Raw genomic sequence first — 886 nt, 5'->3', positions numbered from 1 at the left:
GGGAGTCACATGGAAGATCAGATCCTGGAAAACGGGAAAAGTTCCGTTCAGACCGCTATTTGTGTATAAGAGTCAGGGCTAAAGCGTTGATTGATGAACAGGCACTATATGTAAACGGTGACTTTGTTTTTGAATCAGACAGACCTAAAAGTGATGTTATTGAGCCAATTTTAGTTGACTCGATAACTAGAGCTTTAAGGCGTTTCATTTCTCGTTCACTATCTGATATGGAGCCATTTACCGTACATGACTTACGACGTAGTGCTGCAACCAATTGGGCTGAGAGATTAGATGCAGAAGAGAGAGTGATCGAATTATGTTTGAATCATCTCCCACTCAATAAGTTGGTTAGAACCTATCATCGTTCGCGACATGATGATAAGAAAAAAATGCTATGGCAACGCTGGGGCGAATTGGTTGAACTTGAGATAGCAAATGAGCCGCAAAAAAATAATAATCATGGAAATGTTATTGAATTCATCAAAAAAGTAAAATAAAAAGGCGGACTAGTGTCCGCCTTTCTTTATTTTTTCGTATTCTTCTCGAATCAGTCTTGTGACTACCTCATTTTTTCTTCTATCTGTGTTTTCACATACAAAGTCTAGTTTTTTAATAATATCTTCAGATAGAACAATGCTTACCGCCTTTTTGCCATTGTTTTTATCACGATATGCCTTTTGTGACCAAGCTGATTTCATTTTTGCTAGCAATAACTCTCTTCTATCTTCAGAGTCGTTTAGTAAGTCGAAGGTTGTTATTATTCCATTTATGTGATTTTTTGGATGCCCATTTTCGACAAACCATATCGGATCCTGATTACCCATGACCCTCAGCCAGCTTCAAGAGCCGATATGGCATCGGAGGGCTTGCCACGACTGCATGCCCC

At 39.2% G+C, this 886-nt stretch carries 1 protein-coding gene and 1 pseudogene; one reads left to right on the top strand and one right to left on the bottom strand.

Annotation, left to right across the window (positions count from 1 at the left end):
* A pseudogene (locus OKC30_RS21175) lies at positions 1–497 on the top strand (hypothetical protein); the annotation flags it as partial.
* Positions 498–506: 9 nt separating this feature from the next.
* Here OKC30_RS21175 and OKC30_RS21170 read toward each other — a convergent pair.
* A complete protein-coding gene (locus OKC30_RS21170; RefSeq protein ID WP_270809836.1) occupies positions 507–824 on the bottom strand; it encodes a hypothetical protein in 318 nt (105 codons plus the stop codon).
* Between the last annotated feature and the right edge of the window lie 62 nt (positions 825–886).

The organism is Aeromonas sp. QDB18, assembly GCF_027705325.1.
Lineage (GTDB): Bacteria > Pseudomonadota > Gammaproteobacteria > Enterobacterales > Aeromonadaceae > Aeromonas > Aeromonas caviae.
This window is presented reverse-complemented; position numbering and strand designations above follow the sequence as displayed.